Annotated in this window: 10 protein-coding genes; all 10 read right to left on the bottom strand. The window is 67.5% G+C overall.

All coding sequences use genetic code 11. The annotated features are described in order from the left end of the window. Positions 1-126: 126 nt before the first annotated feature. Positions 127-2,454 carry a S8 family peptidase gene (locus AB0E19_RS12130; protein WP_359713183.1) on the bottom strand — a complete coding sequence of 776 codons (2,328 nt, stop codon included), beginning with the start codon at positions 2,452-2,454 and terminating at the stop codon, positions 127-129. A gap of 292 nt (positions 2,455-2,746) precedes the next feature. Further along, a complete protein-coding gene (locus tag AB0E19_RS12135) occupies positions 2,747-3,727 on the bottom strand; it encodes an ATP-binding protein (RefSeq protein WP_359713180.1) in 981 nt (326 codons plus the stop codon). 258 nt (positions 3,728-3,985) lie between these two features. Then, a complete protein-coding gene (locus tag AB0E19_RS12140) occupies positions 3,986-4,657 on the bottom strand; it encodes a restriction endonuclease (protein ID WP_359713177.1) in 672 nt (223 codons plus the stop codon). A gap of 553 nt (positions 4,658-5,210) precedes the next feature. Then, positions 5,211-6,242, bottom strand: coding sequence for a serine hydrolase domain-containing protein (locus AB0E19_RS12145; RefSeq protein WP_362177272.1), 1,032 nt, complete (start codon positions 6,240-6,242; stop codon positions 5,211-5,213). Positions 6,243-6,296: 54 nt separating this feature from the next. After that, complete coding sequence (locus tag AB0E19_RS12150; RefSeq protein ID WP_359713173.1) at positions 6,297-7,400, bottom strand: glycosyltransferase family 4 protein; 1,104 nt, start codon at positions 7,398-7,400, stop codon at positions 6,297-6,299. Beyond that, on the bottom strand, positions 7,397-7,933 hold the full coding sequence (locus AB0E19_RS12155; RefSeq protein ID WP_359713170.1) for a deoxycytidine triphosphate deaminase: 537 nt from the start codon (positions 7,931-7,933) through the stop codon (positions 7,397-7,399). The genes AB0E19_RS12150 and AB0E19_RS12155 overlap by 4 nt, the downstream gene beginning before the upstream one ends. Continuing rightward, entirely contained in the window at positions 7,930-8,469 is a 540-nt protein-coding gene (dcd, locus tag AB0E19_RS12160) for a dCTP deaminase (protein WP_359713167.1), read from the bottom strand. Before dcd ends, AB0E19_RS12155 begins: the two co-directional genes overlap by 4 nt. Next, positions 8,466-9,680, bottom strand: coding sequence for a bifunctional metallophosphatase/5'-nucleotidase (locus tag AB0E19_RS12165; protein WP_359713164.1), 1,215 nt, complete (start codon positions 9,678-9,680; stop codon positions 8,466-8,468). Before AB0E19_RS12165 ends, dcd begins: the two co-directional genes overlap by 4 nt. Further along, a complete protein-coding gene (locus tag AB0E19_RS12170) occupies positions 9,677-10,996 on the bottom strand; it encodes a UDP-N-acetylglucosamine 1-carboxyvinyltransferase (RefSeq protein ID WP_359713161.1) in 1,320 nt (439 codons plus the stop codon). Before AB0E19_RS12170 ends, AB0E19_RS12165 begins: the two co-directional genes overlap by 4 nt. Continuing rightward, positions 10,993-11,445, bottom strand: a complete 453-nt coding sequence (locus AB0E19_RS12175) for an ATP-binding protein (protein ID WP_362177279.1) — start codon at positions 11,443-11,445, stop codon at positions 10,993-10,995. Before AB0E19_RS12175 ends, AB0E19_RS12170 begins: the two co-directional genes overlap by 4 nt. Positions 11,446-11,687 lie beyond the last annotated feature (242 nt).

Here is an 11,687-nt window from a genome sequence, read left to right on the forward strand (position 1 = left end):
GCATGGCCTGCGATGCCTGGTGCTGCGACGTCATGGGCACCCGTTCCTGCGACGGATGCCCAGTGGTATGGCCCAGACTGCCTTGTAATGCGGGGAAGCAGCGGGTGCGATGCCATGTCTGAGCGATCAGAACAGACGCATGTCGACGGGCGCCTCAGTCTCCACCGCGTTGCTGATCTCAACAGGGACGGGGACACCGAGCTGGACCGCGGTCGGGGTATAGAGGTCGGCGCTAACCTCAGGCGTGCTCAGGGAAACGAGGAGCGCGTAGGGTACTGAGCGGCCTATGCGATCGCTGCTGTTGTGGTACTTCCACCAGCCGCCAGCGGGGAAGACCGCGAGGACGCCGCAGTCGGCTAGGTCTCGGGCGGTCCCCCGCCAGATGTCCGCGTGCAGGGAGCCGCGGTCACGGTTGGTCCGGCCGATCAGCCAGTCGTTATCGGTGTCGAAGGGCTGGATCCTGGTACGGGCGTCATCCTCGGCCTGGGCGTGCTGCGCAATGCGCTGTTCGAACGCCTTCACGGTCTCGGTAGGTCCCTTGAGGGCAAACCGCAGACGGTGCGAGGCGTAGGTGTGCTGACCTAGCATGCCTCGGCGGCCAGGGTTGGGCTCGACGAAGTAGGAGAGCGTCACGCGCAGCTTGACATCTGTTGCATCGAGTTCGAGCAGTTGCTCGCGGGGCCACGGCAGCTCGTGGAGCTTGAGCTCACCGAGCTGGATCGACGTGCTGGCGCGACGGAACGGTATCAGGGAGTTCTGGACGATCAGGGTGACTGCGTTCGTGGTGCTCGCCAGGACCCGTTCTTCTGTGGGGACGCCCCAGCCGTAGCGGCGCAGCAGTGTGCGGGCTAGCTTGCCTGCACTTCCTTTGCGGCGTCCGTTGCGGTTGTAGACGCCCTCCACCATGGCCGGGGTCCACTCAGCTTCATGGGCGAGTAGGCCCCGGACGGCTTCCGGTCGTAGGTCGGGATATCGGGCGTACGCGAGGGCCGCGAGGCGGGCGGCTTGGGCAGTGGCTGGACTGGTCGCATGAACAGTGGTCAGGTGTCGACCGAGGCTGCTGCGGTCCGTGGTGGTCAGCTGCACAACGTCGTGGCCAGTGACTTGGGTGAGGCCGGCGTCGATGAGAAGGTTGCCGCCCTCCATGACGATGTCCGGCTTAATGGGGGTTGCCTCGGGGAACTGCACGGAGGTTCGGCTGTGCGGAGAGAGCTCGCCGGGGGCGGCTACCGGACGGAACCCCTCGAAACTCGGGTCTGTAGGAACGTCATTGCGTTCCGTGTAAGCGCCCACGGTCAGGATGTTCCACGCTTGTGCCGGGTCCTCAATGCGGGATGTATCGCACAGAGTGAGGTGATCGATGCTTCCGTCGGAGTTCACGAGGTCGGCTGCGCGGTGATCTCGGATGTTGCCAGCCGAGACGACGATCAATCGTGCCAGTTCGGGCTCCGGTGCTCCGATCAAGTCAAGCCGGTCGTCGGTGACGACGACGTCCGTGCCGGCTGCCAGGGCATCCAGGGACGCGGACCACAAGGTGGCGGTGCCGTCGGTACCGCCCATGCCATCCCCGGATTCCACGGTCACAGCCATGGAATAGACGCGACTGCGAGGAAGCTCGGGCTGGGCTGTTTCCGCTGTAGCCACGGCGACTGCGGTGACCTCGCCGAATGGGCGAGGCTGGCCTTTACCCCAGCGCGGCAAGATCTTTACGGACTCGAGGTGATGTTCCAGTGGAACAGGCCCGAGTGAGTTGAGTGCCCCTTCGAGAGCGTCGCCGAACAGGGCAATGCCGCCCATCTGGGTCCCGTGGCCAGCATTATCGTCAGGTCCTTCTCCCTCGATAACGCTGTGAGCTCCGGCGATACAGGCACGCAGCAGTGTGTGTTCCTGGTCGATGCCGGTGTCTAGCAAGGTCACCGCCGGCGCTCCTGGGCCTGCGGGACGCAGCCGATCGGCGAGATCGAGGACGAAGCCATGGTGAAGATCTCTCAGCTCTCGGCTGTGGAGTTCTTCGGCGAAGGTGGGCTTGCGGATCTCGGAGGGGCAGGCGTTGGTGGTCAGCACCCTGGCGAGTTCGCGCGTGGTAGTGCTGACCTGTGCCACGCGGAACTGGCCGATGCCGATGCTGCGGCGCAGCATCGGCCAGCCGTGGGCCTCGGCCAAGGCGCGGAGGGTCTCAACTTGGTCGGCGTCGGTGAGCTTGGGGTCAAACCACAGCTCCCACCATGCCCTTGTATCCAGCCCTGGAAGCGGTTCCTCTTCCTGCCACAGGCTCTGGATGGTGGCCTGCTCGATCTCTTCGATGTTGGCAACCAGCGCGTTGTTCTTGGGCTTCCCGCGGCGGGTGTCTTCGGTGAACTGGCGGATCTTCTTCAGAAAGCCCGGGGCGGCGCCGTCTGGAATCCACACCACGGCATCCTGCGAGTGAGTCTCGGTAGCAGGACGCACGCTCATCAGTGACAGGCCGGAGCTGTCCAGGGAGTCGAGCTTGAGTTCCGCGTTCGGCGCTGCCTCGATGCGAACTGCGAACCCGTCGGCGCGGAGGGCCGACGGTGTCGCGTGCTGTTCGATGTGAGCGGCTGTCTGAGCCGCAGTGAGGTCCCCTGCGAGCTTTCGAGCATGATCAGCCCGACTGCCGGAACGATCGACGATGGTCTTAGCGCCGCCCCCTGCTCTTGGAGGTTTGGGGGTGAGGGTCCGCGCGGGCCAGGGGACAAGCAGGTGGGATGCGCGTGGTGCAGGGCCCTCAGGCATGGCGCAGGGAATGCCTTTCTTCTAGAGCTTCCCTGAGGTGCCGGGCGTTGATCACGTCGCTGTCCCCCAGAATCGCCCGTTTGGCGGCCGACTCGGACGCCTTGACCAGTTCTGCATGACTCAGCCGTTCAGTGAGAGCGGCTAGGTCAGGCCACGCTACAGCGGAGGTGTCCATCGCGGCGAGCCTTCGCCTAAGAACCTCGATCGCTTGGTCAGGGGAGGGCGGGGCATACAGGATCGCAAGGTCGAAACGGCGGAACAGCGCTCCGTCGAGCAGATGGCGGTGGTTAGTGGCGGCCACGACGAGTGATTCGGCGGGGGCCTGGTCAAGGAAGAGAAGGAAGGAGTTGAGAATTCGGCGGGCTTCGCCAACGTCGTTGCCTGCTGCGCGGTCCGCTCCCAGGGCGTCGAACTCGTCGAAGAGGTAGACGGCGCGGTTCTCTGCCGCAGCGTCGAAGATCAACCGGAGTTTGGAGGCCGTCTCGCCCATGAAACGGCTGATCAAGCCATCCAGGCGGATCGTGAACAGCGGCAGCCCGAGCTCCTTTGCCAGTGCAGCCGCAGTCATACTTTTCCCGGTTCCTGGGGGGCCGGACAGTAGGAGGCGGTGCACTGGGGTGAAGCCGAATCGCTCCAGCCTGCTTCGCTGCCGCTGTTCGTGCAGGACCTTCTCCAGCAATGCCTGAGCGTCGTCCGCAAGTGTCATGTCTGACAGACGGATGTCTGGGTAGTCCGCGGTCAGCAGGTTCGCGAGTTCGCCGCGCGGCTGCACCACCGGAGTGGGCGCCGGATGGCGGATGATCTTCTGGGCGCGGGATGCGTCGATCAACTCCCGAAGCTCAGTCGCGAGCCGGGTATGCCCCTGACGTGCAGACTTCGCGACAACCTGGAGGGCGATGCTGTAAAAGCGGTCATCGTCACCTTCGGCATGGGCGCTGAGCAGCGCTTTTAGATGGTCGGCGCTGGCAGTCATCGTCCACGCCTCCCTCGGTGACTAGTCCTTCAAACCTAGCGAGGGCCTCCGACAAGCGCGCTCCCAGGGCGCCCCCACTCCCAGAGGCCCCGCTCATCGTAGTTCTTCCCCATCGGTCGAGTGTGTCCCCTGAGGCGAAGAGGTGATGGAGATCCCTGCCCCTCCTGCTCGCAGGAGGGGCAGGGATCTCCACTCCGCAGGCGCTTTCAATCCCAGGCCGGCCGCTTATATGGCGCAGCGGGGGCTTCCTCATCACTGTCAGTAGTCGACATATGCCTCGCCAAGGATGTCGGCCAGGGTGAGGGATCCGTCGGCCCACTTCGCCAGCTCGTCTCTACCTACGGTTCGAATCTCGTGCCTCTGGGCGAAGGCCAGTGCTGACTTCGTGAATCCGCCATTGGTTACTACGAGCGCAACCTTTGCCCCGTGCTCAGGGGTGGCTGTGCCGTTCACCTCGTACATGGTCGCAGCGCCCACGTTTCGTCCAGTTCGGGTGTGCTTGCACTGGACCGCGATGTAGACCCCGTCGTGGTTGGTGGCGAGAACGTCGGCTGCCATGTCGTTGGCGCGGCCACCGCGCCGAGTGATCGAGCATTCCGATCGCTCGAGAAGGCCGGACACGAACTGCTCAAACTGGCTTGGCGTGAGGCGGTCGATCTTCTCCAGGCTGATGCTCAGCGAATCGCGCGTGGGAAAGAGGAATCCGTTGTCCGGCGACATGTTTACCCGATTTATACCTGCTTGCTCCTTCAGGTGAGCCAGATCGTCTGCGTCGGGGACGAGGAAGAAATGCGCGCGGTGCAGGTACACGGGTGCGGAACTGCCGGTACGGAGTCGGTAGTACGGCGGCTGATTCGGCTTGCGGATCCGAGTGCACTCATGGACGAGCATGGGTGTGCCGCCGGGTCCCATGATGTGGTTGCCCGGCATGAGTGCGGCCAGAGTGACCGGCGTGGGAATGACTCCGGGGACGCACGTCGTGCTTTCGGTCGGAGTGTGCCAGGCCAGTGGCCAGCCATTCTCTGCGCCGACAGTGAAGAACCTCTGCCGACCAGGCACTAGCGGCTGGCCGCACAGTACGCAGTCGGTGCAGAAGCGCCCACGGTCTTCTGGAGCCAGCCGGCTCTTCCGATCAGAGCGTGGACCCCTCGACAGGAATGTGGCAGGGACGTCAAGCACGATTCCTCCCCCGTTGGTGACTGACCCAGCATGCATCACGGGGCTGACAATCGTGGCGGTCATGGCGGCTTCCCTGGCCAGGAAGCCGCCATGACCTCGCGGGCGAGGAAAGCGCTGGCGGCTGGAGCCGACAAGATCTGACAGACACCGACTGCGACCGTGGCTGGGATGTCCTCCGCCCGCCACCTCTGGGGTTCGGCTGGAGCCCCGCGGCTACGCTTTTCTGCTGCTCAGCCCGGTCGGGCAGAAGCGTGGTCGGCTTCTACGTACCAGCGCTTGACTACCCGCGTCGCTACTTGAGAGGTCAGGGGAACGTGGTGCATCGGAAGCTGTTTCGGATACCCGTCAGCGGTTCCCGGTCGCGGGTGAAGTAGAGCTTGTTGGTGAGGAGGGCTGCCCAGCGTTGCTGCTTCGGGCTGATCCACATGCCGGTGCCGGTGAAGCCGTAGTGGACCCAGACGTCCTCCCCGAGATCCGTGCCAGAGGCCGGGTGCCAGAAGAGGCCACGGGGCGGCGTGAGTTCGCCGGTGCGGATGCGGAGGGACTCGGCGATCCAGCCTGGGCCGAAGGCGAGCTGCGCCGGCGCGAGCATGTGGCGGAGGAAGGGGCCGAGGTCGGCGAGGGTGGAGAAGGTGCCGGCGATGCCGCAGGTGCCGCCGAGGAGGCGGGCGGAGAAGTCGTGGGCGGTGCCTTTGAGATGGGTGCCGGTTTCCTCGTCGAGTTCGGTGGGGGCGCAGCGGGCGACCGAATCCGGATGCAGGGGGCCGAAGCGGGTCTCGGTCATGCCGAGGGGTTCCCAGATGCGGCTGGCCGCCAGGACGTCGAGGGGCTGACCGGCGAGGTATTCGGCGAGGTAGCCGAGGATCAGGGCGGCTCGGTCGGTGTACTCGACGGCCTCGCTGGGGGCGCGATGGAGGGCCTCATGGAGGACGCCGTCGCGGATGTCTTGGGGGTCGGTGCCGTACAGGTTCTTGAGGTTGGCACGTAGAGGCAGGCCAGCCGTGTGGGTCAGGAGCTCGTGGGTGGTGACCTGGGCAAGCGGGTGGCCAGTGGCCTCGGGCCAGAAGATGCCGAGCGGGGTGTGGAGCTGGAGCTTGCCCTCTTCGACGAGGGTGCCGATGACGGCCCACACAGCGACGATCTTGGTGAGGCTGGCGATGTCGAAGACGGTGTCGAGCCGCATCGGCTCGTCGGGGCGGGTCGGGTCGAGGAGGCCGACCGCCCCGCTTGCCGTCGTACCGGAGGCGTTGCCGACGGCCCAGACGGCTCCCGGGTAGACCCGGTCGCGGACGCCGTCCTGGAGGAGCTGCTCAATGCGCGGGATGTCGAGCGTCATGGTGTTCCGATCGTAGTGAGACGGCCGGTCATGGTGGGGGTGCGCCACGGGTGATCAGGTGAGTCGCCTGCCGAGCTCGGCGAGGGCTTCGGCGGTGGCGCTCAGGGGGAAGCGGGCCGCGTTGGTGGTGCCGGCCGTGCGGAGCGCCGACAGGAGGCCGGGGTTGGTGCGGAGGCGGTCGAGTTCGCGGGCGACGGCGTGCGGGTCGGCGAAGTCGGTGGCGAGACCGGTGCCGCCCAGTGCCTCGGTGAGACCGGGAACGGGTTGGTAGAGGACGGGGAGGCCGCATGCCTGGGCCTCGAGCGCCACGAGACCCATGGCCTCCAGCGTCGTGGAGGGCATCACCAGCACGTCGTGGTCGGCGAAGGTCCTCCAGAGCTGTGGCCTGCGTAGCCATCCGAGGTAGTGGACGTGTACTCCGCGCTGGTGGAGACGGGGGCGAAGGGCGTGGAATTCGGCGCGGGGCGCGGCGATGGACAGCTCGGCGGACTGGGTGAGCGGGAGGGCTGAGAGGAGGGTGTCGAAGCCCTTCTCGGGGGTGAGGCGGCCGGCGTACAGGATCCGCAGGTGGCTGGAGGGCCGGTTCCGGCGCCTCGGGGGAGGGGCGGCGATGAGGTGGTCGGGGATGCCCCAGGGGATCTTCTCGATCTTGCGGCGCCGGGTGTCGGGGGCGAGGAGGATCAGTCGGTCCGCCATCGCTCCTGTCGGCACCACGATCGTGTCGGCGGCCCAGGCTGCCTCGCGCAGGGTGGCCAACTGTTCGGGGTGCGTTTCGGCGAAGAGAAGGTCTGTCCCGTGGACCAGGGCGATCCGTGGGAGCTTCGGGAAGGCTCTGAGCAGAGCCGGTGTGGCACCGAAGGCCAGGTGCTGCAGATGCAGGACTCCGGCGTCGCCCGGATCCACCGCCTCGGCTAGGACTCGCTGGAGGGTGGCGACGTAGCGGCGGAAGGCGTACCCCGTCAGGCACTTTCCCGGCGCCTGCACCAGCTCCAGCCCCGCCGGTATGGGCGGCCGCGGGCCCCTGCGCTCGGGCGTGAGCATGAAGGCCCGGGCGGGCAGGAGGGGAACGCGGCCGGTGTAGAGGTCCAGGAAGAGCTCGACGCTTCCGCCGGGGCTCGGGAACGGCAGGTCGAGGGCGGTGACGACGGTGGGGTTCACGCGGGGTCTCCCGGGTTCTCCTCGTAGAGGCGGGACGTTTCGATGCCTTGGCTGGCCCTGTATTTGAGGCCGTGGTTCTGGTAGCTGGCCGTGGCGCCGAGGGCCTGGAGGAAGACCAACTTGCCGAACGTCATGCGCGGGTAGACCCGGACCGGTCGGCTCGCCCGGATCTCCAGAGTCCATCGGATGGCGTGGCCCTGGTGCCCGAGGGGAGCGGACACGTGGACCCAGATGCCGAGCGCGCCGATTGTTCGGTCGCCGTTGAGGAACTGCGCGTACGCCTCGGAGCCGGTCCGCTCATACGTCGTCCCCAGGTAGAGGACCTCCGGCCGTAGCACGTACCCGGACTCGGGGATCGGCACTTCCTGGAACTCGGTCGGCCTCGCCGCGTCCAAGGAGCCGTCGTGGAAGCGGAGGGTGTCGCCGAGACGCCAGTCGTAGGCGTTGGGGGAGATCCTCCGCGGCTCGTACGGCTCGATGGCGATCTCACCGGCGGCCCTGGCGGCGGCGATGGCGGGGCCGGTGAGGATCATGAGGCCACCGCCCCGAGAGCGGCGAGGTCCCGCCAGTACGCGGAGGGCTGCGGGCCGGCGGACGACTGGTACTTGCCCGCGTAGAGCGCCACCGGGCCGACCGACACGAAGAACATGATCTGGCCGATCCGCATGCCCGGGTACACGCGCAGCGGCCGGATCGGGGAGAGCATGAGCGTCCACTGGCCGTGGAAGCCGATGTCCCCGATGGGAGCGGTGATCTCGACGAACAGGCCGAGGCGGCCGACCGAGGAGCGGCCGAAGAGCAGAGGTACGAAGGTGTCCGAGCCGACCTCCTCGGTGGTGTGGCCGAGGTAGAGCTGGCCGGGCTGGAGCTCGAAGCCGTCCGGAGCGATCTCGATCGACTCGGTGGCGTTCGGCCGGTGGGCGTCCAGGGCGTGTCCGGTGTACGTGAGCAGGGTCCCGCCGAGACGGACGTTGTAGCTGTTCGGGTTCACCTGCGTCGGCTCGAACGGGGAGATGCGGATGCGGCCGTCGGCCGCGGCCTGGGTGATCTCGGGGCCGGTGAGGATCATCGGGAGTCTCCATCAGTGAGCGTGTGCTGCACGGCCTGGCTGAGGCGGATGCCGGCCTGCCGGGTACGGCCTCCGAGGTACGCGTCGGCGAGATAGCCGGTGGTCAGTACGGTCGGCAGGCGGTCGGGCAGGGGACAGGGCGCGGACACGACCAGGCCCGTCTGTGTGGTGAGGTGGGCGAGCAGGGCCGCCGGGTCTGTGAGGAAGCGCTCCGGCACGTGGGCGTGGACGAGCTGGTTGTCGAAGGGCTCGATGGCCAGGAGGTCGCCCTGCGTGAGTACGGTCTCCAACCGGGGAGATCGAAGTGCGGTCTCGTTCAGCAGGACGGCTTCGACGCCCAGACCGCTGTGGAGGCAGCCTGCGACGTCAGTGAGCAGTGCGTGACGGTCAAGCAGGCCCCTCGCGTACGGGGTCCGGAGCGGACCGATCGGGGTGCGTAGTCCCCCGTGGAGGGCGTCGACGGCCTCCCGTACGGGGGATAGCTCGCGGGGGAGGCCAGCTGCCGGCGGGAACGATCCCACCTGGGCGGACCAGCCCGTGCCCACGGGCTCGGCCAGCGCGTACCCTGCCGCGAGTTCACCCCCCTTGAGGACGAGCGTGTCTCCCACGGGCACGGGTTCTGGCCGATCACTGTGACAGTGCCCGGCGAAGACAACGTTCAGGAACGGGCAGGCAGCAGCCAACTTGAGATCCTCGTCGAACCCGGAGTGGCTGAGCACCACCCAGGAGTCGGCCCGGTGGTGATGGGTCAGCATCAGCTCGCGCAGGGCCTGGACGGGTTCGGTGACCCGGTGTCCGGCGCGCTGTTCGGCAGGGATGGCGTTGAACGCCTGGGGCCCGATGACACCCGTGACGGCGACGCGGCGGGTGCCGACGCGTACGAGGCGAGTCGGACGGAAGAGCGGGTCGCCGGCCTTGGCGTCGACGGCGTTGGCGCACACCGTGATGTCGTGGAGGTCGGGTTCGAAGTAATGGGCCCATCCGTGGTTGCCCGGGGCGACGGCGTCGTAGAGACCGACCAGGACGTCTCGCTCGATGCGGCCCTGACCGAGACGGTAGTAGCCGGTGCCCTCGAAGAAGTCCCCGCAGTCGACGACGAAGCTGTCGTGCCTCCTGGCGTGCAGGTACGCGAGCATCGGTACGGCGTTGTCGAAGGCCGAGTGGAAGTCTGTGGTGGCGATGATCCGCTGGAGATGTCTGGCGGTGGTCATGGGGTGACCTCGCAGATGTCGGCACCGAGGGCGAGGAGCTTGCCAGGCAGGTCGGCGTGGCCGCGGCGGATCTGGTCGACCCCGCCGAGCGTCGTGACGCCACGGGCGGTGAGCCCTGCGACCATCAGCGCCGACCCCGTGCGGATGTCGGTCGCCTCCACTCCGGCCCCCGTCAGTCTCTGGGGCCCGGTGAAGCGGCATTCGGTCGAGGACAGTTCGGTGATCTCCCCGCCCATGCGGACGAGTTGGGGGATGAGGTTGCTGTGGCGCCCAGGGTTGATCGGGTCCGAGAACAGGTGAGTACCGGGGAAGCTCAGAGCGAGCCCGAGCAGCGGCGGTTCGAAGTCGGCGTCGAGGCCGTTGGGGGCGAGGGTGGCCATGGCCCGGAGGGGGCGGCCGGTCGGCTGGGTGGCCCGACCCTGGACGATCAGTGCCTCGGGCTCCTCGGACGTGGGGATGCCCATCCGGTTCAGCGCTGCGATCAGCGGTGCGACGTCGGATCCGTGGACACCTTCGATCCGCGCGGTGCCGCCGGTGGCTGCCACGGCACAGGCCAGGGTCCCGGCCTCGATCTTGTCGCCCGGTACCTTCCAGACGGGCGCGTCCTCTGAAGCAGAAGACGGAGGGGCGAGAGTGAGGACGCGTTCGCCGGCACGATACTCGTACCCGACAGCCGCCAGCGCGCTCAGCACGCAGAGGACCTCCGGGGAGAGGTTCGGCTGCCCGAGCCGCAGCGGCACACCTGCGACCACGGCCCGCAGCACCGCAGCGATCGTCGCCCCGCGCGAGCGAAACGGCAGGACCAGCGACACCGTGCCACGGACCGCCCTGCCGGCTTCGACCACGTACCCGCGATCGTCCACGCGGACGCGGTCGCCGAAGGCTTCGTACACCTTGAAGTGCTGCTCCATCCCGCGGTCGCCGATCCGGCATCCGCCCGGCCAGGGAAGCCGGGCCCGGGCGCACAGGGCGATCAGAGCGGGGACGAGGTAGTACGAGGCGCGGATGCTGGAGGCGGCCTCACGCAGGCCGTCGGGCGCAGGGGCCGCCTCGCCGGGAAGGACGAGGACAGTGTGGCTGTCACCGACCGGATGGGCGGTGTTCCAGCCCGCCCGCCGCAGCAGGTCGAGCAGCGTCCGGACGTCGGAGCTGGCGGGCACATTGTCGAGGCGGACGGGGCGAAGGAGCGCCGCCGCAGCCGCGACGAGCGGGAGCGCGGCGTTCTTCGAACCGTCGACTGCCACCGCACCGGTAAGGGGCCGGCCGGGTCGGATCGCGATCACCTGGGACGTGACGGCGGGTACTCGGGTACTCACGTACCACTCCTCTGTGTAGGAAGGGACAAGGCGGCAGCGACCTCGGCCTGAGGTGGGGCAGCCATGTCGATCTCGGCCCAGCAGCATTTGCCGGACTCCGTCAGCGCTGTGCCGAAGCGGTCAGCGAGCACGCCGATGAGGAAGAGACCGCGTCCGCCCTCGCTGTCCTCGTCCGGCAGCGCGGGTTTCGGCGGAGTGCGGCTCCCGTCGCTGACCTCCACCCGCAGAACCGCGTCGGAGAAGTGGGCCACGACGCTGATCGGCTGATGGCCTGCGTAACGGACTGCGTTGGTGACGAGCTCGCTGACGACCAGCTCGGCCGTGTGGACGGCTTCCTGCGCCGCGGGCATGGCCGGCCAGGTGGCTATGGCCTGCCGCACTTGGCGTCGTGCCGTGGGCACGGCGACCGGTGTCGGCAGGAGAGTGAAGGTGAGCTGGTGCGCTTCCACGAGCGGCCTCCGGGATTCGGATCGACCACCCCAAGGAACCGCGCAAGACTCGTCGTTCGCGATGCTTTGTGCCTGCACCGCATCGTCTATGCAGAAGCTGCATGACGCCCCCGTACCGCTCGCCTACGCTGCGTCCGGAGGGCATGCGAGCAATAGTCAATAGTTGTGGATCAGTTCGCTCCTCTTGATCTGCCTTCGGAGCTGCTGGCCTTCAGCTGGCTGCGCAGACTTCTGATCTCGGC

It is taken from the genome of Streptomyces sp. NPDC047974 (assembly GCF_040653375.1).
Classification (GTDB): Bacteria; Actinomycetota; Actinomycetes; order Streptomycetales; family Streptomycetaceae; genus Streptomyces.

Bases quoted from the DNA above. Each gene is read 5' to 3' on its own strand.
- dcd (WP_359713167.1), bottom strand. From the start codon at position 8,469: ATGATCCTCACCGGCCCCGAGATCACCCAGGCCGCGGCCGACGGCCGC.
- AB0E19_RS12145 (WP_362177272.1), bottom strand. From the start codon at position 6,242: ATGACGCTCGACATCCCGCGCATTGAGCAGCTCCTCCAGGACGGCGTC.
- AB0E19_RS12135 (WP_359713180.1), bottom strand. From the start codon at position 3,727: ATGACTGCCAGCGCCGACCATCTAAAAGCGCTGCTCAGCGCCCATGCC.
- AB0E19_RS12130 (WP_359713183.1), bottom strand. From the start codon at position 2,454: ATGAGCGTGCGTCCTGCTACCGAGACTCACTCGCAGGATGCCGTGGTG.
- AB0E19_RS12165 (WP_359713164.1), bottom strand. From the start codon at position 9,680: ATGACCACCGCCAGACATCTCCAGCGGATCATCGCCACCACAGACTTC.
- AB0E19_RS12155 (WP_359713170.1), bottom strand. From the start codon at position 7,933: ATGATCCTCACCGGCCCCGCCATCGCCGCCGCCAGGGCCGCCGGTGAG.
- AB0E19_RS12140 (WP_359713177.1), bottom strand. From the start codon at position 4,657: ATGCCGGGCAACCACATCATGGGACCCGGCGGCACACCCATGCTCGTC.